The organism is Bombilactobacillus sp. ESL1197 (assembly GCF_058107145.1).
In genome coordinates this window covers 221,073-241,016 of record NZ_JBYLTY010000002.1, presented here as the reverse complement: position 1 = coordinate 241,016, position 19,944 = coordinate 221,073, and the positions used below count along the sequence as shown (strand labels likewise).

At 37.6% G+C, this 19,944-nt stretch carries 22 protein-coding genes and 1 pseudogene; 1 reads left to right on the top strand and 22 read right to left on the bottom strand.

From position 1 onward, the window contains the following. The 21 genes and pseudogenes from AC3B6B_RS06820 to AC3B6B_RS06720 all read right to left on the bottom strand — a co-directional run bounded on the left by AC3B6B_RS06820 (window position 1) and on the right by AC3B6B_RS06720 (window position 18,655). Window positions 1-741 carry an ABC transporter permease gene (locus AC3B6B_RS06820; RefSeq protein ID WP_489757941.1) on the bottom strand — a complete coding sequence of 247 codons (741 nt, stop codon included), beginning with the start codon at window positions 739-741 and terminating at the stop codon, window positions 1-3. An 88-nt stretch (window positions 742-829) separates the two neighbouring features. Further along, window positions 830-1,504: pseudogene (locus AC3B6B_RS06815) on the bottom strand (ABC transporter ATP-binding protein); the annotation flags it as partial. Between the two features lie 184 nt (window positions 1,505-1,688). Further along, window positions 1,689-2,705: a choloylglycine hydrolase family protein gene (locus AC3B6B_RS06810; protein WP_489757940.1), complete on the bottom strand. Its 1,017-nt coding sequence runs from the start codon at window positions 2,703-2,705 to the stop codon at window positions 1,689-1,691. A gap of 190 nt (window positions 2,706-2,895) precedes the next feature. Next, window positions 2,896-3,726, bottom strand: coding sequence for an exodeoxyribonuclease III (locus AC3B6B_RS06805; RefSeq protein ID WP_489757939.1), 831 nt, complete (start codon window positions 3,724-3,726; stop codon window positions 2,896-2,898). A gap of 139 nt (window positions 3,727-3,865) precedes the next feature. Continuing rightward, window positions 3,866-4,231, bottom strand: coding sequence for a hypothetical protein (locus tag AC3B6B_RS06800; protein WP_489757938.1), 366 nt, complete (start codon window positions 4,229-4,231; stop codon window positions 3,866-3,868). Between the two features lie 190 nt (window positions 4,232-4,421). After that, window positions 4,422-5,099: a type 1 glutamine amidotransferase gene (locus AC3B6B_RS06795; RefSeq protein WP_489757937.1), complete on the bottom strand. Its 678-nt coding sequence runs from the start codon at window positions 5,097-5,099 to the stop codon at window positions 4,422-4,424. Window positions 5,100-5,165: 66 nt separating this feature from the next. Next, window positions 5,166-5,837: a hypothetical protein gene (locus tag AC3B6B_RS06790; protein ID WP_489757936.1), complete on the bottom strand. Its 672-nt coding sequence runs from the start codon at window positions 5,835-5,837 to the stop codon at window positions 5,166-5,168. After that, complete coding sequence (locus AC3B6B_RS06785) at window positions 5,830-6,273, bottom strand: RusA family crossover junction endodeoxyribonuclease (RefSeq protein WP_489757935.1); 444 nt, start codon at window positions 6,271-6,273, stop codon at window positions 5,830-5,832. Before AC3B6B_RS06785 ends, AC3B6B_RS06790 begins: the two co-directional genes overlap by 8 nt. A gap of 21 nt (window positions 6,274-6,294) precedes the next feature. Next, entirely contained in the window at window positions 6,295-6,786 is a 492-nt protein-coding gene (locus AC3B6B_RS06780) for a hypothetical protein (protein ID WP_489757934.1), read from the bottom strand. A gap of 161 nt (window positions 6,787-6,947) precedes the next feature. Beyond that, window positions 6,948-7,808, bottom strand: a complete 861-nt coding sequence (locus AC3B6B_RS06775) for an aldose 1-epimerase family protein (RefSeq protein ID WP_489757933.1) — start codon at window positions 7,806-7,808, stop codon at window positions 6,948-6,950. Window positions 7,809-7,816: 8 nt separating this feature from the next. Then, window positions 7,817-9,229 carry an ATP-dependent protease ATPase subunit HslU gene (hslU, locus tag AC3B6B_RS06770; protein WP_489757932.1) on the bottom strand — a complete coding sequence of 471 codons (1,413 nt, stop codon included), beginning with the start codon at window positions 9,227-9,229 and terminating at the stop codon, window positions 7,817-7,819. A 9-nt stretch (window positions 9,230-9,238) separates the two neighbouring features. Next, a complete protein-coding gene (gene hslV, locus AC3B6B_RS06765; protein WP_489757931.1) occupies window positions 9,239-9,763 on the bottom strand; it encodes an ATP-dependent protease subunit HslV in 525 nt (174 codons plus the stop codon). Between the two features lie 270 nt (window positions 9,764-10,033). Then, entirely contained in the window at window positions 10,034-12,148 is a 2,115-nt protein-coding gene (gene topA / locus AC3B6B_RS06760; protein ID WP_489757930.1) for a type I DNA topoisomerase, read from the bottom strand. Between the two features lie 43 nt (window positions 12,149-12,191). Then, complete coding sequence (gene dprA / locus AC3B6B_RS06755) at window positions 12,192-13,052, bottom strand: DNA-processing protein DprA (RefSeq protein ID WP_489757929.1); 861 nt, start codon at window positions 13,050-13,052, stop codon at window positions 12,192-12,194. Between the two features lie 32 nt (window positions 13,053-13,084). After that, window positions 13,085-13,867, bottom strand: coding sequence for a ribonuclease HII (gene rnhB, locus AC3B6B_RS06750; RefSeq protein WP_489757928.1), 783 nt, complete (start codon window positions 13,865-13,867; stop codon window positions 13,085-13,087). Next, window positions 13,860-14,708, bottom strand: a complete 849-nt coding sequence (gene ylqF / locus AC3B6B_RS06745) for a ribosome biogenesis GTPase YlqF (protein ID WP_489757927.1) — start codon at window positions 14,706-14,708, stop codon at window positions 13,860-13,862. The genes rnhB and ylqF overlap by 8 nt, the downstream gene beginning before the upstream one ends. Window positions 14,709-14,712: 4 nt before the next feature. Further along, the gene (locus AC3B6B_RS06740; RefSeq protein ID WP_489757926.1) at window positions 14,713-16,122 is read right to left on the bottom strand and encodes a S41 family peptidase; all 1,410 of its coding nucleotides are present in this window, start codon (window positions 16,120-16,122) and stop codon (window positions 14,713-14,715) included. 18 nt (window positions 16,123-16,140) lie between these two features. Continuing rightward, window positions 16,141-16,374, bottom strand: a complete 234-nt coding sequence (locus AC3B6B_RS06735) for a YozE family protein (protein WP_489757925.1) — start codon at window positions 16,372-16,374, stop codon at window positions 16,141-16,143. 12 nt (window positions 16,375-16,386) lie between these two features. Continuing rightward, window positions 16,387-16,989: a YpmS family protein gene (locus AC3B6B_RS06730; RefSeq protein ID WP_489757924.1), complete on the bottom strand. Its 603-nt coding sequence runs from the start codon at window positions 16,987-16,989 to the stop codon at window positions 16,387-16,389. Then, a complete protein-coding gene (locus AC3B6B_RS06725) occupies window positions 16,986-17,771 on the bottom strand; it encodes a GDSL-type esterase/lipase family protein (RefSeq protein ID WP_489757923.1) in 786 nt (261 codons plus the stop codon). Before AC3B6B_RS06725 ends, AC3B6B_RS06730 begins: the two co-directional genes overlap by 4 nt. Window positions 17,772-17,809: 38 nt before the next feature. After that, window positions 17,810-18,655 (bottom strand): DegV family protein, encoded by an 846-nt coding sequence (locus tag AC3B6B_RS06720; RefSeq protein ID WP_489757922.1) that lies wholly within the window; start codon window positions 18,653-18,655, stop codon window positions 17,810-17,812. Between the two features lie 126 nt (window positions 18,656-18,781). On the opposite strand from AC3B6B_RS06720, the gene trhA reads away from it, so the two are divergent. After that, window positions 18,782-19,444 (top strand): PAQR family membrane homeostasis protein TrhA, encoded by a 663-nt coding sequence (gene trhA, locus AC3B6B_RS06715; RefSeq protein WP_489757921.1) that lies wholly within the window; start codon window positions 18,782-18,784, stop codon window positions 19,442-19,444. On the opposite strand, the gene AC3B6B_RS06710 is transcribed toward trhA, so the two are convergent. After that, window positions 19,429-19,941, bottom strand: a complete 513-nt coding sequence (locus AC3B6B_RS06710; protein WP_489757920.1) for a dihydrofolate reductase — start codon at window positions 19,939-19,941, stop codon at window positions 19,429-19,431. The two genes, trhA and AC3B6B_RS06710, sit on opposite strands and share 16 nt — an antisense overlap. Window positions 19,942-19,944: the final 3 nt, after the last annotated feature.

Genomic DNA, 19,944 nt, shown 5'->3' with positions numbered 1-19,944 from the left:
TTACTCCTCAAAATTTTCTGGTCTATACAAACAATGAATGATTAATAAGAAGATACTTGAACAAATTAATAAAATTCCAATTGTACTAACTAACTGTCTTAAATCATGATCATAAATTAAACCAAAAAAACTATTCGTAACTTGAGCAATTGGTGACCAATTAGCTATCTGAGCAATCTTTTTACCAAAAATTGTCATTGGAAAAAATAGCCCCGATATAACTGCTAAAACATTAATTAAAATATTTAACAATTTTGTTGCCAAATCTTCCTTTTTAACCAGTACACAAAATGCTCCTCCTAAGGTAATTGAAAAAATAACAAGTGCCAAATCCAATAACAATAAATACTTAATTTCTCGACCACCGAAGTTAACCAAACCTGTGATATTGAACAAAACTAGATAAACTGCCAAGATTAAATAAGAAACAGCAGTGGCAACAATTAGCTTAGATAGATAAACTTTACAGCGAGCAATTGGTGTGTAAATAATTCTCCGGTTTGCCAACTTGACCTGACTTCCAAATAACATTTCTGGCAAAATAATGACCGTTGCCATCGATAAATAAATTATCATTGTTACACCATAATAGTCATAAGCTGACAATACATCACCGCTAAACATACTATTACAGACAAAACCCATTAAAATTATTAATAACGGTGGATAAACAATCAGATAAACCATAATGGGCTTGTTATTAAGTAAACTTCTCAAATCCTGCAACATTATTGTTAACATTTTTTATTCCTTTCTAGTCTCGCAATTTTTTGCCCGTTAATTGCAAAAAAATATTTTCCAAACTTTGCGGATTCATTTCAGTGTCAGCATAATTGTGTAAAATATGCTGCAAAGTATCATTGAGTAAAACATTGCCACCATCCATGATCATAATGCGTTCACAAAGTTGTTGGACTTCTTCCATATAGTGCGTAGTATAAATAATTGTTGCACCGGTAGCCCTCATCTCTTTAATGGCAGTCAAAATATGATTCCGCGATTGTGGATCAATACCAACTGTTGGTTCATCAAAAATAAGCAATTCGGGTTCATGGGCAATTGCACAAGCAATATTTAACCGCCGTTTCATTCCGCCAGAAAAGGTTTTCGGTTTATCAGCTTTTCGCTCCAGTAGTCCCACCTTAGTTAAGGCACTTAATACTTTTTTATCTAACAATTTTCTTTTAACACCATACAGCGATGCAAAAAATTTAACATTCTCATAAGCTGATAAATCCTCATAAATAGCAATTTCTTGCGGAACAATACCTAAACGTTTTTTGATCTCTTTTGAACTTAAATTTTTGTTATCAAAATAAACAATTGAACCTTCATCTGCCTCCAGTAAAGTAGCAATAATATTAATAGTTGTACTTTTTCCTGCACCATTAGGACCTAGAAAACCTAAAATTTCTCCCTTTTTCACTGTAAAACTTAAATCAGTTAAAACCTTTTTATTGTTCTTATAAATCTTTGATATGTGACTTACTTGTAAAATATTCATTTTCTCTCCTTTTTGTTTACTTCGTAATCTTAATTTACATTGTAAACAATAATGCAGAAGAATCTATTTGTCAAATATTATTCGAATATTTTTATCGCGGAATATTAATCACTTACAAATAAATTTGTATACAAAAAAAGTGTCAATGAATACCTCATCAACACTCAATCTGTAATAATTATCACTATTTCGCGCGTACAGCTTTAAATTCATGATTAATTGGTAAATTAATCTTGTATGTTAAATTAGTTGGTAAAGTAAATTGCGTTAACGTTGGTGTGTCTTCAGGTTGTAAATATAACGTTTGCCGTTTGACATCATAACCAATCCAATAACCGGTATAATCACTGTTCGTACTACCTTCATGAACGTGTTCAATCCCCTTGGGAATCATGACGGTTTTAAATAAATTGTATAACTGCGTAATTCCTTGCTCCGAAGTAAATGGATCTAAAAAGTTGGCCAAGTAAGTGCCCCGAACAAATCTAGAAGGTGCCGTATAATCACCAGGCAAGCCTAATAACCCTGAGCCACTTTCAATTTGATTAACTTGCAATTTATCTGACAATTTGTTTTGGCCTAAATTATGATTAGTCAATTGTAAATAATTTCGTAAATTATCTACATGCCACGGATATTCCGGACTATTGGTCATCACACCAATCCCATCATAAATCTTAAAAGCCCCGTTCTTCACGGGTTCCAAAATTACACTGGCGCCACTGGGGTCACTGAACGTGTAGTGCATCGGCACGGGACCAGTAATTCCAGTTTGAGCCTGTTCCCAAGCTGGATATTGACTTTGTAATAAGCCCACGGTTTGAAAAGCGGTTTTAATTTCCGCCACACTACCAAAGTGACTTAACACGTACGCCACAATTTCTTCACCAATTAACGGTTTAAGACCTCGTTGTTGCAAACTGGCAGCACTCGCCCAACTACACTCTTCTAAATATTGGGCATCACCGACTACCCCTGCACTATTCATGCCATCATAGAAGAATAATGAGTTATTCATGCTAATACCCATAAAAGCATAGTTACTAGCCCAAGTTTCCGTTAACCCTGTTAATTGGCTACCTTTTGGATAAGCGGTGATTTGTGAATTAACACTCGCTTTAAACGGATCAAAAGTAAAATCCATCGTTCGGCCCCAAAAAACGTCACCGTTAGTTGCTTGAATACTAATATTGGTACACATATGATCATTCCCTTCTATTTTGTCGTTAGGTAGTAAATTGAACCTAACTTGCCTTTACATATAAGATACATTGTAACTCAATTTTTAAAATTTATAATCATTGGACCAAACAAAATTAAACCTTGCAATAGCTCCGACTATAAATGAATCTGGATAAAGTTGAACCAATAGTTGCTGACCCAGCACCTGATTACAGACAAAAATCCGTTTTCATAGTCAATTCAATGGGGGCGTGGTCTTGCCGCTGTTTGGTATCAATCACCTGAAAATCAGCCAATTGATCATCTAATTGTTGTGAGGTCAAATAATAATCAATGCGCCAGCCGGAATTATTAATCTTCGAAGTTTTGGACATTTGTGCCCACCATGTATAAACATCATGCACTTGGGGATTTAAATAGCGAAAAGTATCAGTAAAACCCGCAGCTAGTAATTCGTCAAATTTAGCACGCTCCTCATCAGTAAAACCCGCATGATGATGATTAGCTTGAGGATTTTTTAAATCAATTGCCTGATGGGCTACATTGTAATCACCAGAAGTAATGACTGGCTTTTGGCGCGCCAATTGTTGCAGATATTGACGATAATCATCATCCCAACTTTGACGGTCAGCTAAACGAGCCAATTGACTGCCTGAATTTGGCGTATAAACGGTCGAAACAAAACTATGTTCAAACTCTAAGGTAATAATTCGTCCTTCTTGATCCATTTCCCCTGGAGCCCCAATTTGGGGATAATCAACTGCTATGGGTTGCTCTTTGCTCAGCATCATGGTACCCGCATAACTTACCCGCCCCGTGCTCGAACGCGTATAAATTTGATAATCTGGAAATAATTCTTGCAAAGCTCGCTTTTGTTTAGGCGTCAAACCCGTCGGCTTCAATTTAGTTTCTTGAATGGCCAACACAGTTGGTTGAATTGCTGCTAAATGTTGTAACACCTCCCAAGTCATTAAGCCACGTTTGGATTGATGCGTGACAGCTGCATTAATACTATCAATATTCCAAGAAATAAATTTCATAGGACACTCCTTTGGTCATCTTTGATTTAATTGTAGACCATTGAAGATTGAATGGACAATTTATTGTGAAGTTAACTAAAAAATGCTCAAGCAATCTTTAGCGATTGCTTGAGCATCATTATGATCTTCTCAGTGTTTATTACTTACTAGGTATTTTGGCAATTAATTGTTTGACATCCGTTAATTTTGTTTGATAATCAGTGTCTTGTTCCGCTGGTAAATTCTTAATGGCCTGTAGAATTTCTTGTCCTGACATCAAAACCTTTTCCGTGGTAGCATCATCATTACTGATAAAAGAAATTGTCAAAAACAATTCTAAATTTTTGGTAGCATCTTCTTCATGAGCCAGTGCCTGATTAGCTAAACGTCTAATCCCCAAACAAATATTGCGCCGTTTTCTTTTGGTATTTTTCCGATCAGTATAATATGGCAACAATAATGCCACACAGACAGCTAAAAATTCAGAAATAGCAGCTAACCACTCTGATATTGGTCCAATTTCCATAAGTTAGATCTCCCCACAAATAAAATTCATTAATAACATTAAGATAATTTTTCATCCAACAAGCACATTTAGTTCAACAATTAGTCAATGAACCGGTTTTTTCTGAAAGTACTGATGGATTTGTCTGTAACTTAAAATTATTAATCGCTTTTTAGTATAAAACTTAATAATTTGATAAGCAAGACGAATTCTAGCTTGTCGGTGAATGCGTCAAATAATTTAAAATGCGATATAACGCTTGTCGATTAGCCGCGGGAATTGGCTGAGCCATAATCTCAGCTGCTGACTGTTTTAACACAGAGTCTGTTAAGTAAGGATAATCATTAACTACTATTTCATGGACATTACTAGTCGTAGGCTCTAAATGAAACTGAAAACCCGCCACAAAATCTTGCCATAAAAAGCCTTGATTCGTTAAATGATGATTGGAAAATAACAATTGCGCTTGCGGTGGTAAGGTAAACATCTCTTCATGCCAATGTAATACGGATAATTGTGCGGGTAAGTTAGTGATGGCGGTACTTTGACGCCAAACATTCCCCCACCCCACTTCTTTGGCAGGTGCTGTTAAGACAGAACCACCTAATACTTTAGCAATTTGCTGCGCACCAAAACAAATGCCTAACATCGGAACGCGCTTAGTAATTAAATCCGCAATCAATTGCCGCTCTTGTAAAATCCAAGGTAATTGATCATTAGGACTCATAGGACCGCCTAAAATAATCAATAAATCCGTCGTCTCAGCTGACGGCAAATGACCAAATTGATAGGGATGATAAGTATAGACTTCATAGTGCTGCTCCGCTAACCAATCGGCAATCATGCCCGGCCCTTCATTAGGTGTATGCTGCAAAATATTAGCCCGCATAATAATCACTCTCCATAATTTAATATTGCTTAATTCTCAATATATCACACTAGTGACAATGGACAATTACTGATGTTCACCGGCCCGATGTCCATGATAATTGCGCGGATGACCACCAGCCTGAACATAATGCTGTTGATAATAATTCTTCAAAGCCGTAATTTGCTGCGAATAATTAGTCCACGCATGTTGACACCCTGTATACTGAGCTTGATTAACCAAAACTCGCCGCAAACGTGTAAGCGCTTGGTAAACCGGTTTGACATATACTAAAACCTGGTAGCCTCGTTTAATATAAAAATTACGTTGTCTAATCTGATGAATTTGTTTAATGATTGCTGTGCCATCAGGATATTTTGGAATAACTAATTGTTGTAAGCGCTGAATTAATACTACTAAATTAGGTTGAGAATGAACAAACGATTCCTGCATAACTTGTTTTAATAAGCGCTTTTGAGCTGCCACAGTCAGATTTTGATAATCACGATAATGATTAAACCCCCGCTTTTGCCAACGCTTAATCTTAGAATCAATAACTTTAAACTCGGCTGACGCCAATTGTTTAGATAACCTGGTCTGACATTGTCTTAAGTTTTTTTGAACCTGCCGCACTAATTGCTGTTCTAGTAATTGCTGTTCTTGGCGCTGTTGCAGTTGTTTTAAAAAGGGAACAAATAAAGGTTTTAACTGGCGGTAACCTGTCAACAAATGCAAAATTTTATCGTTATTATTAATCATCCTGTTCAATTCCTATTAATTTAATTTCCGTGCGCGGATAAAACTTTTCATTTAACTTTAACGCCTTAACGCCAACGATTCGGCTATCTCGCACCTTCAACCCCTTAAAAATGCTATCAAAAATTGCTTTTTGTAAATTATCAATATCCGGCGCCGTCTTCCGCATTAAACTCCGTACTTGCTTTTGATTTTTCGGAATAGCTAGGTAAAACATCACTTCTACCAAAATGCCATATGGAGCATTGACCACCTGTTCAAAGTCCTTATTATACAAATCGTGATCTTGCAGATATTGCTGCACGGTCTGCATATAATCAAAATAGCGACTCGGATAATAAGTAATTGTATGATGTTGACCATTACTAGTAATTTGTTTAAAACGTGGCCTCGGCGTTGCCATGGGTGGATAAGGGATAATTGCTTGCCATTCACTCATTTCTCTTTTCTAACCTCATACTTAATTTGTCACTGATTGTCGATAATCTAAATAACGTTGTTGTTTAGCCTTTGACCAAGTAGCCAACTGTTGCTGAGCAGCTTGTTGCTCCTGCAAGTCGCCAGAACTCAAGCGTAGGATTTTGGCAAAGTCTAATTGTTCCGTAGATAAGCCCCAGCCTTCTTTACGTAAAGCATGATTTAATGATTTTTCTTGTTGCGACAAATCAACTGTTTGCGCCTTTTTTGGTCCCTCACGTTTTTTTGCTTGATAAGTTGCATAATCTTCATTAGCAATCTGAATCAAGATTTGTATCTCACTTAAAGTAAATAGTTCTTCAATGGTTGCATCTTGAGCTTTGATTTTTTTAATATAACGTAACAGCGTACTTTTGCTGAGATCAGTTTGCCTAACAATTTGTGCCCGATTAGCGCCCTCAATAAGCCAAGAGCGTAATTTTTTTTGCGTAGTTGCACTGACCTTGATCTGCGCAATTTTCTGAGGCTTATACATCAGAATTAATAATCCTTTCTTTGATGATTAATATCTCTTTTTATTATGAGCATCTCGCACTTAAATGCAACCCAAAGACCACTTTTCTAATCATAAAAAGCACTTGGTAAAAAACGGTCAATACCTATCTTTTTACCAGGTGCTTTAACTAGTTATCTTATTTAATAATAAAACCGCATACTCCAACTCGCATTAAAGATTTGTTGTGGTTGTAACAGATTAATGCCAAATTTATGTTCTAATTGACCATCACTATTAACAGTATCTGCCACGCCCCACCAAGGTTCCAGGCAAACAAAATCAGCCGTCTTAGGAAAAGCAGACCAAACCCCAATATAAGGTGCATCAGTTGTCAAACTAATTTGCCAATTATCATTAGCCCATAGCTCAAAAGCATTGCGCCCTCGATTATGATAAACATAAGCGTCGTGAGCAAAACTATCTTCATTAAGTGGCATCATCGCCTTGGGCACCCAGGTATGATTAATATCAAGCAAATGGTCTTCTGTAAAATCAATTCTACGTAATCGCTCTGGATGTTGCAAAACCAACTTGGCTCCCGGAGCCCGATAATTAAACATAAAGCCCGGATGACCACCAATTGAAAAGTACATCGGGTGCGAACTCAAATTTTTCAAACTATAACAAACTTGAATTTGATCACCCACTAGTTGATACCCCACATACAGCGAAAAACTAAAGGGGTAATTGGACTCTTCTTGACCAACTTTTTTAGTTAATCCTAACTCCAATAAAGTCGGTTCTTGCGTCATTACGGTAAATTCTTGGTCACGAGCAAAACCGTGTTGTTTCATTGAATAAGTTTGACCCTGATAACGATAAGTATCATTTTTTAGTCGGCCAACAATAGGGAACAAGATCGGCGCATGTCGTCCCCAAATTGTTGGATCACCATTCCACATCCGTTGCGTCTGCGTTGGATCCTGGACGCTGACCACTTGGGCTCCCAAACTATCAACTTGAACAGTTAACTTTGTGTTTTGTAACGTGACAACAGCCATTAGTCCTCCTATAAGATATACTTAGTTAAATCACTATTATTAGCAATCTTGCCAACTTTATCTTCTACATATTCCTGCGTAATCATGATTTCACCCATCTGCATATCGGGTGCCTCATACATAATATCAGCCAAGACATTTTCCAAAATAGTTGCTAAACGACGAGCTCCAATGTTTTGATTTTCATGATTAACCTGATAAGCTAACCGCGCAATGGTTTCAATCGCTTCTTGCGTAAAGGTTAACTTAATGCCATCACTACCTACCAAAGCAATATACTGTTTAACCAAAGCATTATCTGGAGCTGTCAAAATTCGAACAAAATCTGCTTCCGTCAAATCATCTAATTCGACGCGAATTGGAAAACGTCCTTGTAATTCAGCAATTAAATCACTCGGTTTACTTTCAGCAAAAGCCCCAGAGCCAATAAACAAAATGTGATCCGTTTGAACGCTACCATATTTAGTATTGACACTAGAACCTTCAACAATTGGCAAAATATCACGTTGAACACCCTCACGGGAAACTTCACCTGATGTTTTCTTATTACCAGCCGTAATTTTATCAATTTCATCAATAAAGACGATTCCGTCATTTTCAGCACGCTGAATGGCAGCTTGATAAATCACATCGGAATCTACCAGCTTAGCTGATTCTTGTTCAATCAAAATCTCCCGTGCTTGACTAACTGGTAAGGTTCGCTTAATGGTTTTCTTAGGAATTAACGAGTCCATTGCGCCGTTTAAATCAATCCCCATTTGTCCCATCATATCATTCATCGGATTGATTTTTTTACTTTCCGATACTTCAATCGTTACTTCTTGATCTTCAAGTAAACCACGATCTAATTGTTCTTTCACGCTTAAACGTTGATCTCGAACTTCATCCGTGATTTCCTCATTACTATTAGCGGCTTGTGGTGTCTCTCCACGTGTCATCGCATTAAACGCCGACATGAGATCTTGTAAATTATTCATATTGGGTTGAGCTGCCTGTGTTTTTTTACCTGGCACTAATAATTTAACTAAAATCTTATCAGCTTGTCGACTAGCTTGTGAACGAACCTCACGATATTTTTGTTTTTCTTCCATTTTGACCGCAACATCGACCAAATCACGAATCATCGACTCAACATCGCGACCAACATAGCCCACTTCGGTAAACTTAGTAGCCTCTACTTTGACAAAAGGTGCTTGCACCACATCCGCCAAGCGACGGGCAATTTCAGTTTTACCAACTCCCGTTGGTCCAATCATTAAGAGATTCTTGGGTGTAATATCTTTTTGCATACTTTGCGATAATTGCATCCGCCGATAACGATTATATAAAGCAATGGCGACGGATTTTTTAGCTTGATCTTGACCAACAATATATTTGTCTAAAGCTTTAACAATCTGTTTGGGTGTCATTTGTTCTGGCATTGTTCTCTCCTAAATTTGATCCGTTAAAATACTCTTATTAGTGAAAATATCAATATCCGAGGCAATATTAATAGCTTCATGAGCAATTTCTTGAGCGGTCATATCTGGACTGTGGCGAATCATAGCAATAGCGGCAGCTTGGGCAAAATTACCACCTGAGCCAATAGCAATTACATCCTCATCAGGTTCAATCACTTCACCATTACCCGAAATTAGTAATAAATCCTCTTGATTAAAAGCAATCATCATTGCCTCTAACTTTTGTAAAGTCGGATCTTTACGCCAATCTTGAGCTAATTCCACTGCGGAACGCTTTAAATTTCCGGCATAGCTTTGTAACTTCTTTTCAAACCAATCTTCTAGAGTAAAAGCGTCAGCCACACCGCCGGCAAAACCAATAATTACTTGATCATTAAAGATTCGCCGCACTTTATGTGCGGAAGCTTTCATAACGGTTTTTTCGCCAGCAGTAACTTGACCATCTCCAGCAATTGCAATTTGGTTGTGATGTCTGACTGCACAAATTGTTGTCATAATTTACCTCAATTATATTTCATTATTCTTAATAATTTAGATTTTGTGAATTGTATTGGTTCTAAACTTTTGAAAATAAATTCAACTTGCTAAGCTGATTTGCCAACTTAGTAGCGGTTGATCTTGCTTCCAGACCATATATCTCAGTAGTCTCAAAATTTTAGTTTTCGAATTTTAAGCTTAAAAACCACTACAATTCTATGGTAACACTTTTAGTCAATGATCGTTCTAATCTATCCGAAGAAACTTTCAGCAATTTGTAGACAAGTGCTACTTTTGAACTTCTTCTTGATAATCGCCATTAGGACAGATTACTTGGCGACCACCCTTGACCTTCTTTTCAACTAGATAATGGTCGTCTTTAGGACAGTTACGACCAACAGGTTTATTCCAGTCCACAAAATCACAGTCCGGATAGCGCGAACAACCGTAAAATAAGCGATTTTTCTTCGATTTCCGTTCCACTACTTGACCTTCCTGACATTTAGGACAAGTCACACCAATTTCTTTAATAATGGCTTTAGTATTACGACAATCTGGAAAACGACTACATGCAATAAATTTGCCGTAACGCCCTAATTTAATAACCATCGGTGCACCACAAATGTCACAATTCATCCCAGCCGGTTCATCTTTAATTTGTAGCTTTTCAATTTGTTCATCGGCAGCTGTTAATTCCTTAGAGAAAGGTTGATAATACTCATCAACTACTTGGCGCCAATTTTCTTTGCCCGCTTCAATGCCATCCAATTCAGTTTCCAAATTAGCCGTAAAGTCGACATTAACAATGTCTGGAAAATATTGTTCAATTAAATCATCAACAATTTCTCCTAATTCCGTCGGTTCAAAACTACGACCATTTAATTTGACATAATAGCGTCTTTGAATCGTATCAATAGTTGGTGCATAAGTCGAGGGACGACCAACACCGTTTTCCTCCAAAGTTTTAACTAACGAAGCTTCACTAAAACGTGCTGGGGGTTGCGTAAAATGCTGTTCTGGATTGGTTTCAATTAATTTAACTTGTTGCCCTTCTACTAAATCTGGCAATAAATTATCTTTTGTCTTTTGATCATCTTTATAAAGCTTCAAAAAACCGTCAAATTTAATTTTAGAACCATTTGCCCGAAACTGAACATCATTTTGCTCAACGGTCACTGTCATCGTATCTAACACAGCGGGCGTCATCTCACTCGCCATAAAACGATTCCAGATTAAAGTGTATAGTCGTAATTGATCACGCGTTAAGATTTTAGCTAAAGATTGCGGCGTTCTTTGCACCGCAGTAGGGCGAATAGCCTCATGGGCATCTTGAGCGCCTTCGGGATTTTTCGTGGCATGAACCTTAGTGGCCGCATACTCTTCGCCGTATTCCTTTTGCAAAAACTGAGATGCTTCGTGCTTAGCAACACTTGCAATTCGCGTTGAATCCGTTCGCATATAAGTAATTAAACCAACATTGCCTTGTCGCGACCCCAGATTAATTCCTTCATATAGTTGTTGTGCTAACATCATTGTTTTCCGCGTTTTAAAATTCAACTTACGGTTAGCTTCTTGTTGTAAAGAACTCGTCGTAAATGGTGGTGCTGGATAACGTTTACGTTCCTTTTTTAACACCTTTGTCACATCAAACGGTTGTTTGCGATCTAATTGTCCTAAAACAGTTTGAACTTCTGCTTGCGAGTGCAGTTCATTCTTCTTATGATGCACGCCATAAAAATTGGCATTAAATTGATTTTTCTTTAATCTACCAGCCTGAAAACGACTAGGAATCGTCCAATATTCTACTGGTTGGAAATTACGAATTGACTTTTCACGATCAATCACCAGTTTTAAAGCTACTGATTGTACACGGCCCGCGCTGAGCCCCTTCTTAATTTTTTGCCATAAAATCGGACTAATCGAATAGCCCACTAACCGGTCTAAAATGCGTCGGGCTTGCTGCGCATCAACCAAATCCATATTAACATTTCGCGGATGCTTAAAAGCATCTTTAACCGCATCTTTCGTAATTTCATTAAATACTACTCGGTTATCATCTGCTAAATCTAAATTTAATAAATGGGCCACATGCCAAGCAATCGCTTCACCTTCGCGATCGGGATCGGCTGCTAAATAAACTTTTTTAGCTTTTTTGGCTTCTTTTTTTAATTCTTTAATAGTATCCCCTTTACCTCGAATAGAGATATAAGTGGGTTCATAATCGTGTTCAATATCAACACCCATGCGACTTTTAGGTAAATCACGAACATGGCCTTTGCTGGCTAAAACTTTGTAATTACGTCCTAAATACTTTTCAATTGTTTTAGCCTTGGCCGGAGATTCGACAATTACCAAATTCTTTTTAGCCGGACGGCGTTTGGTAGTTTTTGAGCTAACCAACATGAAGCTCCTTTCCTTAATCAAGTCGCTTCAAATCATATGCCAGTCATTTCCTATTTGTCAAATTTTTTTGTTCAAGCCCTAACTCAGCCAATAAATCACCAGCAGCAAAATATGGTCGCGCTCCCGCCGCAATTAGTTCATTACAACCTTGGGATAACGAACTATCTAGCGGTCCTGGAGCGGCCCAAACGTTCCGATTTTCTTGCAGTGCCAATTGGGCCGTAATTAAACTGCCACTGCGTCTTTTAGCTTGTGTGACAACTAATGTCTGACATAAACCGGCAATAATGCGATTACGCTGTGGAAAAAAATATTTTTGTGGGTGCGTTGTAGGGGGATATTCAGACAGCAATAACCCTTGTTGGGCAATAGTCATTTGTAATTGCCGATTAACCGCCGGATAATAATAATCTAAACTATTACCCACAACCCCAATCGTTTGCCCCTGATTGTCTAAAGTTATCTGGTGACACCAACCATCTGCTCCCTTAGCTAGCCCGCTCACTGTCACTACTTGAGCTTGCACTAAAGCAGGAACTAAACTGTGTACGACTGTTTGCGTATAAAAACTACTTTGCCGCGCCCCAACAATTGCAACCGTTGGGCGATTCAATAACTGTAAATTTCCTTGGTAATATAGCAAAGCCGGTGGATTATAGATTTCGCGTAACTTTTGTGGATAAAAAGCGTCCAAGAATGTTAAACATGGTGGCATCATGGGATAATCTTGTTGCAAGCGTTGCTGAAATAACGAGCGTTTAGTCACCGTTAGTTGCTGTTTCACAAATTGAATTAATTGACTAACGGAATAATGCTGCAAGCTTAATTGACAAACTTGCAGCATTATTTTGTTGCTCACACAACGGGTTTGAGATAATTGATATAATAATTGACGTAATTGCATAACAAACACCAGCTCCGTAATTTTTTTTTAAATTACGAATTTACTGCCAAATATTTTTTGACAGGCGCAAATGAACGTCGATGAATTGGACAGATTCCTTGCTTCTGTAAACCTGCTAAATGAATTTTAGTACCGTAGCCAGCATTTTGGGCAAAACCGTAACCGGGATAAACCTGATCATATTTAGCCATTAATTCGTCCCGGTAAACTTTAGCCACAATACTAGCAGCACCAATCGAAACACTCCGCGCATCACCTTTAATCAATTTAGTTTGCGCAATGGGAATTGGAATCCGCATGGCATCAACTAATAGATGATCAGGTTGGACCAATAATTGACTAACAGCTTGTGCCATTGTTAACTCCGTTGCATGATAAATATTTTCTTGATCGATTAATTGCGGACTACCTACGGCTACACTAACATCAATGGCTTGATCTAGAATTTGCCCATATAATTCATGGCGCTTGTGATCACTTAATTGTTTGGAATCATTAATTTCAATTAAATTAACATCCGCAGGTAAAATAACGGCGGCGACAACTACTGGTCCCGCTAATGGTCCCCGGCCAACTTCATCAATTCCGGCTACTAATTGTTGTTGTTGCCAAAAAGGTTGTTCAAATTTTTGCCGTCGTAAAAAAGCCGCTTTTAACGCCGCCGTTTTAGTTAACTGGCGTTGATGCGACTGAGCTAATTTTTGCACGCCAGCGCGGGAATCTCGCGCCAACGTTTGCCAATCTGCACTCGTTAACGACTGCTGGCTAATTAACTCTTTAATCTCGTGAATCTTTAATTGTGACCATTCAGTCATTGATTTCTTGCACCCAATCTAGAGTATATCTACCCAATAATCCTTGACGCACATCATTAATAATTTTATGAGCCGCACGATCAAAATCCTGCTCAAAATGCCACTGAGTGGTCAATTGCACTAATAATTGGGCACCTGTCAGAGTTAATTGTTGGGCGGTTAATTGATACTTTTGTTGTAAAATTGTTTCATAGTGCTGTTGCCAAAATTCTAATGCATAAATAGCCAAGTCTTGTTGGGGAATAACTTTATCACTAATCGCTTGCGTCAAAGCTAAATTAAATCCGACTCGTTCTTGCGTGATTTTGGGCCATAAAACTCCTGGGGTATCCAACAATTCCAAATGGTGTTTAGTCTTTAACCAATTCTGATTTTTAGTCACACCCGGGCGATTACCCGTCACAGCCACTTTCTTACCAACTAATTTATTTAATAATGTTGATTTACCAGCATTCGGAATGCCAATGCACATGGCGCGCACTGTATAATTTTTGACCCCGCTTTGTTGGTATTTTTTTAATTTTGGCGCCATTAATTGTTCAATTGCCTTCAGTAGCGGTTGTAACTGATTAGTATGCTGTGCATCTAAAGCAATAACTGATTGCTGTTTTGTTTGATAAAAATTAATCCAGGCCTTAGTCATTCGTTCATCGGCCAAATCAGCTTTATTCAAAATAATTAACCGGGGTTTGGAATTAATCATTTGATCTAAAACCGGATTCAACGAAGAAAAAGGCAACCGGGCATCACGCACTTCTAAGACTAAATCTACTAATTTCAGATGGTCTTGGATTTGATTTTTAGCCTTATTCATATGACCTGGATACCATTGAATCGTCATGTCCTTATTTCCTTTCTAGTACCTTAAACGCTTGGTTCAACATTGGATCATGTCCTTGAGCCTTTTGCATTAAGGCTTGGGTTAAAGCTTGTCTAGTTTTAGCATCCAAATTACCACTTTGTTGTGGTAATTGCTGTTGTACTTGAAAGGCTGTCAATTGTTGTTGCGTAGTCGCATCCAACTGGCCAGTAACTGGAACTGCTAATCCCACAGCATTTAACACTTTTTGAGCAACTTTCACATCGCCACTAGTTTGCTGAGCAGTAATCGTTTTTTGACTGGTAAAAGCATTAATATTTAAATAATCTGGATACTTAACTTTGAGTGTTGGTTCTAAGCCCTTGTGATTAATCCAAGAACCATTGGGGGTCAACCACTTAGCGGTAGTGATTTTCATCTCTGAGTCTGAACTTAACGGACTTAAAGTTTGCACCACTCCCTTACCGAAGGTTTTTTCACCAATCACTGGTATTTGTGCAGACTGCTTTAAGGCTGCTGCAAAAATTTCAGCAGCACTGGCGGTACCCTTATCAACTAAAACGACCGTCGGTAATTTAACTTTATAATTTTTTAAATATTTCGCACTAGCACGATACGTCTTCGTCCCATCCGTTCGTGAAACCATAGTCATTATCTTTTGACCATTGGTCAGAAACATACTAGAGGCCGCTAACGCTTGTTCCATAACTCCACCAGGGTTATTTCGAACATCAATAATTAACTTTTGGGCGCCTTGACGTTGAACTTTTTGTATTTCTCGCTTCAGCTCACTAGCAGTATGTTCGGAAAATTGGGTAATCGTAATTTCGGCTACTTTTCCATGATGATTAACCACTTTGCCCATTACCGTCGCCACTTTAATCGGTGCTCGAACCAAAGTTTTAGTAAAGGTTTGTGTGCCGCGTCTAATTTCTAAATGAACTTTGGTCCCTGCTTTACCACGGGTCAATTGCGAAGCTTGATCAACTGTCATTTTTTGCGTGGAATGTTGATTAATTTTGGTAATAATATCTTTAGTTTTTAAACCGGCTTTAGCCGCTGGTGATTTCGGCATTGCTGAAACAATTTGAATGCCAGCATTAGCTTGTTCAATCGTAGCTCCGATCCCAGAAATTTTCCCAGAAATATTACTATTGAATGAATCTTGATCTTGGTCCGCCATAAACTCCGAATAAGGATCATCCAAAGACTCCAGCATTCCCTTAATTGCACCATTGATTAGCTTTTTAGAAGATACTTTCTGATAATAATTTTGATTAATTGTTTCATATACTTGTTGAACTTGGCTAAAATTACCCATAGAACCTTGATTCTTAAGTTCCACTGCCATAAAAATAAATGCGCCAGCAACCCCAATTAAAATTCCACCAACAATGGAAAATATTACTGTTGACCAAGAAAACTTTTTTTTCATGCCGAATCACTCGTTTCTTTAAGAATTAAAATGTGCCTGGGACTCTTGATATTTAGCAAAAGCCTGATCATAAATGTCCATTGTCGGTAAATACGATCCATTCAATTCCAGATATTCCGAAATTTCTGTATAGTCTTGCGCTTGTTTGGGAAAAGTTTGGTCAAAAAAAGCCGCTTCCGCAAAATGAGCAATGGGACTAGTACTATTAGGATTTCGTTGCGTCATTAAATATTCATAAAAAGATTTTTCCATCAACTAACACTCCTAAAACTTGCTCGAATAAACACTAACGACAATTTTATTTTTGTGTAAATCTAAATCTTTGACTTTAAAATAATAACCACTGTCATTTTGATAATCTTGTAAATTAATATTGATTAATTGCTTACTACTATTAATGCTTACCCAAGAAGGAAAATGATAATTATGTTGAATATAACCGAGAACAAAGCCCAATGGAATACCCAAGTGACCAATTTTTAGATGTTGGGCTTTTAATTGGACACCACCACTAGCAGTAGGAAAAGAAGCCGTTTGTAGCTGAAAATCAATTTTTGATCCCAACAAATCAGCACTCCCTACTAACGAAATATGTTGATCAAATTTTAAATGATATTGAATATCCTTACTGTTTAAATATTCATTAATATAATGATTGGCTAACCTCTGTGCTTGCTGCTTAGTTAATGTTACTTCAAAAACTGGTTGAGAATCATTGGCTGGTGCAGGTTGTTTAGAAATAACCGCAGAGTCAATCGGGCGCGTTACAGCATACCACATACCCGCACCTCCCAGAATCAGGATTGCCACTAATATTAAAAAAGCCCATTTCCACCAATTACGTTTTGTATCTACACTGCGTCTCATTTTAAATTAATCCACTCCTTTTGGCTTAATTGCAGTTGGTGCCATAATTTTTTGGTCATTAACTGATAACCTTGATGATTAGGATGAAAATAGTCTTTCGTATATAACAACGGATTTGTTGTTGTTTGTTCTTTTTTCGAATATTTCAATTTTTTAGGTTGAGCAATAGCTGACACATCCACAAAATGCATTCGATAATTATTATGGGCTAAATTTTTGCTGGATTGATTCCATTGCAAAACCGCCTGCTGCACACTCCGAGCTTTTTTAACATAAATAGCATACGGATTATAAATGCCAATCAAATAAATCGGCGCTTTATCATTATAGCGCCGAATAGTCATCACCATTTGAGACATTTGTTGCACATAAGCATCATTAGCCGCTTGAAATTGTTGATTGGACAAGTTTAAACCATGTTTTTGTAAAACATGCATAATATTATTACCACCAGCTGTCAGGATAACAATATCACTTTTCTGCAATGCTTTTTTGAGAGCAGCGTTATGTTGAACCCGCTTTAAAATTTGTCCGCTCGTTTCACCACTAATACCAAAATTTCGCATTTTTACTCGGCGATGACTGGCTGTTCTTAAAGGTTTTTGAATCAAATACGTATAACCGCCTTGATGGTGACCGTCACCAACGCCATAAGTCAAAGAATCACCCACAGCCACCACTTTTAAAGTAGTTGTTTGACTCTTAGCAGCAACTTGATGAACGTGAATGTTGACTAAGCTAATAGCTAACAAAAAATTAATGAGAATCTTTATTTTTCGCAAAGTTAACTCCTTCAATTTATCAAATTGTTAACCGCTTATTATTGCCGATAATAAATAATCGCAAAGGCACCCTCGCCAGTATGGGTCATAATAATCGGACTAGTTAGTTCAATTGTGGTCTTAATCTGCGGAAATTGAGCTTGAACTTGTTGTTTAATTTGTTGCGGCAAAGTATCATCACTCACATAAGACATGCCAATTTCACTAATTTGGTCGCCATGTGCATCAATATCTTCAATACGTGATTGAATAAAATTCTTAATCACTTTAATTCCGCGTCCCTTTTTGGCAATCGTCAATTTATGATTTTGTAACTGCACAACCACATCAATATTTAATAATGACGTCAATGTCGCAGCCATTTTGCCTAGACGGCCGCCTTTAATAATATTTTCTGGATGAGGAATACAAACGTATAATTGCGTTTGTTCAGCAATATGTTTAATCGCGGGTAAAATTTCGGCCACTGTTTTTTTCTGCTGTGCCATTTTCGCAGCTGCTAAAACTTGAAAAGCCATTCCTCGATCTGTTGAACCACTATCAACCACGGTCACTTTGGTGGAAGTCAACTCTGCTGCTTGCTTGGCAGCATCTACCGTACCACTTAATCCCTTAGTCAAGGTAATGGCCAATACCTCACTGCCATCTTGACCTAATTTGTTAAAGGCCTCGACAAAGCGACCGATGGGTGGTTGACTCGTTTTCGGAAAATTAGTACTAGCCAACATTTTTTGGGAAAATTCCTGGCGAGTAATGTCTTGACCATCAACATATTGTTGATTATCAATTTCAACAGTTAATGGCACTACTGTAATTTGATAGTCTGTAATTTCTTTTGGTGTCAGTTGCACAGAAGAATCTGTTAAGATTTTTACATTTGTCATTTGTGGAAACCTACCTTTATCATTTCAGGTCTTTAAGCTATAATCTCTAAAAGAGTTGTTTACTTAAAGATTGTATCAAACGTTCACAACTTTAGCACATTTTTATTAATTAAAGGAGCGCTTGTCTTGACCAATATTTTTGCCAAACCTCAAAAAACTTCGAAAATTTACCGAATTACTAACGAAATCTTCAGTGCCATTACTCACGGAATCGGTCTACTACTGGCGATCGCCGGTACTGTATTATTAATTATTAAAGCTGTCCATCAGCACCCCATGGCTAAAACTTTGAGCGCCTACTTAATTTATAGCTGTACACTTATTTTTTTGTATCTTTGTTCAACACTTTTTCATAGTCTTTACTTTACTAAAGCTCAACACATTTTTCAGATTCTAGACCACAGTTCTATCTTCTTATTAATTGCGGGGACTTACACACCTTTTTGTCTACTCGGAATCCCCGCACCATTTAATATTGTTTTATTAAGTACTATTTGGATCATTACTATTGGTGGTATCATTTACAAAATTTTTAACTTGGGCGCGCACCCTATCATTGATACTAGCCTGTACGTTATCATGGGATGGTTAGTCATTTTAGCCATGAAGCCCCTACATCATTCCTTAGGTACTACTGGAATTTTGCTCCTGTTTTTTGGAGGAATTGCCTTCACTATTGGCGCTTTACTGTATACAATGCGGGGTATTAAATACATTCACGTTATTTGGCACATCTTTGTGATGCTGGGTACCACTTTGATGTTTTTCTCAGTTTATTTATTTTTATAATGATCTCGCCGTTGATAAACTAAAAATTCATGAGCCCAAAGATTTTGGTCATCAACTTGACCAGTTTGTCGCTTAATGAGTTGAAATTGTTGGTAATCAATGGGAATCATCCACGTATCGCCGCTAAATTGTGCGGCGATTTTAGTTACATATAAACGTTGAACTTGCTGGGCAAACATAGTAAATAAAGCTGGTCCTCCAAAGATAAATACCCGCTCATCGTGACTAATTAACTGCTCAATTTCCCTTTGCGAGGTCGCCACGGTTAAGTCGGCTGTTTGCGAAAATTGCTCAGGAAAATGTGTCAAAACGATATTTCTCCGTTCTGGCAAAGGTCGCGCATGAGGAAAACTACGCAAAGTTTTAGAACCCATCACGATTGTACTGTGTAGCGTTGTTTGTTTTAAATAATGTAAATCTGCTGGTAACTGCCACGGCAAATGCCCGTTTTGGCCAATTAAGTGATTTTGATCTTCGGCCCAAATATATGCTAGCATGCT

Bases quoted from the DNA above. Each gene is read 5' to 3' on its own strand.
- AC3B6B_RS06800 (WP_489757938.1), bottom strand. From the start codon at position 4,231: ATGGAAATTGGACCAATATCAGAGTGGTTAGCTGCTATTTCTGAATTT.
- AC3B6B_RS06720 (WP_489757922.1), bottom strand. From the start codon at position 18,655: ATGACAAATGTAAAAATCTTAACAGATTCTTCTGTGCAACTGACACCA.
- hslV (WP_489757931.1), bottom strand. From the start codon at position 9,763: ATGACAACAATTTGTGCAGTCAGACATCACAACCAAATTGCAATTGCT.
- AC3B6B_RS06730 (WP_489757924.1), bottom strand. From the start codon at position 16,989: ATGAGACGCAGTGTAGATACAAAACGTAATTGGTGGAAATGGGCTTTT.
- topA (WP_489757930.1), bottom strand. From the start codon at position 12,148: ATGTTGGTTAGCTCAAAAACTACCAAACGCCGTCCGGCTAAAAAGAAT.
- AC3B6B_RS06735 (WP_489757925.1), bottom strand. From the start codon at position 16,374: ATGGAAAAATCTTTTTATGAATATTTAATGACGCAACGAAATCCTAAT.
- AC3B6B_RS06805 (WP_489757939.1), bottom strand. From the start codon at position 3,726: ATGAAATTTATTTCTTGGAATATTGATAGTATTAATGCAGCTGTCACG.
- AC3B6B_RS06820 (WP_489757941.1), bottom strand. From the start codon at position 741: ATGTTAACAATAATGTTGCAGGATTTGAGAAGTTTACTTAATAACAAG.
- AC3B6B_RS06795 (WP_489757937.1), bottom strand. From the start codon at position 5,099: ATGCGGGCTAATATTTTGCAGCATACACCTAATGAAGGGCCGGGCATG.
- ylqF (WP_489757927.1), bottom strand. From the start codon at position 14,708: ATGACGATTCAATGGTATCCAGGTCATATGAATAAGGCTAAAAATCAA.
- hslU (WP_489757932.1), bottom strand. From the start codon at position 9,229: ATGCCAGAACAAATGACACCCAAACAGATTGTTAAAGCTTTAGACAAA.
- AC3B6B_RS06710 (WP_489757920.1), bottom strand. From the start codon at position 19,941: ATGCTAGCATATATTTGGGCCGAAGATCAAAATCACTTAATTGGCCAA.
- AC3B6B_RS06790 (WP_489757936.1), bottom strand. From the start codon at position 5,837: ATGATTAATAATAACGATAAAATTTTGCATTTGTTGACAGGTTACCGC.
- AC3B6B_RS06775 (WP_489757933.1), bottom strand. From the start codon at position 7,808: ATGGCTGTTGTCACGTTACAAAACACAAAGTTAACTGTTCAAGTTGAT.
- AC3B6B_RS06740 (WP_489757926.1), bottom strand. From the start codon at position 16,122: ATGAAAAAAAAGTTTTCTTGGTCAACAGTAATATTTTCCATTGTTGGT.
- AC3B6B_RS06780 (WP_489757934.1), bottom strand. From the start codon at position 6,786: ATGTATAAGCCTCAGAAAATTGCGCAGATCAAGGTCAGTGCAACTACG.
- AC3B6B_RS06785 (WP_489757935.1), bottom strand. From the start codon at position 6,273: ATGAGTGAATGGCAAGCAATTATCCCTTATCCACCCATGGCAACGCCG.
- rnhB (WP_489757928.1), bottom strand. From the start codon at position 13,867: ATGACTGAATGGTCACAATTAAAGATTCACGAGATTAAAGAGTTAATT.
- AC3B6B_RS06810 (WP_489757940.1), bottom strand. From the start codon at position 2,705: ATGTGTACCAATATTAGTATTCAAGCAACTAACGGTGACGTTTTTTGG.
- dprA (WP_489757929.1), bottom strand. From the start codon at position 13,052: ATGCAATTACGTCAATTATTATATCAATTATCTCAAACCCGTTGTGTG.